This is a genomic window from Arthrobacter sp. B0427-1-12 (genome assembly GCF_059092905.1).
In genome coordinates, this window is the sequence record NZ_JBNHIC010000192.1 from 1 (window position 1) to 585 (window position 585).

Here is a 585-nt window from a genome sequence, read left to right on the forward strand (position 1 = left end):
CCCAGCCGTGATTCCTTCTTCTTAGCGTCGGAAGTTTAATTCCATCACCCCGGCACCCAGCAGAAAAACACCCACATGGGGGGTCGGCCACCCCCAATATGGGGGGTGCGGCAGCAGGCCCGGTACCCACCCCGGACACGGCAGCAGATAATGAACTCCAGCGGGTACCCGGGCCGGAAGAACAACCGGACCTCCGTGCCCGAATACGCCGCCGTATTTGGATGCGTTCGGATCTTCGCTTCGCCCTGCCCCGGGCCGGTGGGACGATGGGGGTATGCGCGATGAAGCATCCGAGGCCACTCATACCGGCCCGACCCGACTGCCGGACACCGCCAAGGCCGGATCCGACTCCAACAAGGATCTGCGGGCCCTGTGGCGCCGCCGCGACGAGGCCGAGGAAAAACTCCGGCAGCGCGTGGAAGCGGCCAGAAGAAAACCTGGCCGGTAAGGCACCGCCGCCAACCCACTCTCCCCAGAGAGCCCAGGCCCCACCGTTCAATATCGGCTCCAACTTCCAGGGAACAGTCCACTCAAGGCCCCCTCGAGTCTCTTCTGCCACCCAATCGCCGATAACAGCGCATATGT

General features: G+C 64.1%; 1 protein-coding gene. It reads left to right on the top strand.

Features of this window, described 5'->3' with window-relative positions:
* Positions 1-274 precede the first annotated feature (274 nt).
* Entirely contained in the window at positions 275-448 is a 174-nt protein-coding gene (locus tag AC5RWU_RS24505) for a hypothetical protein (RefSeq protein ID WP_493986768.1), read from the top strand.
* Positions 449-585: the final 137 nt, after the last annotated feature.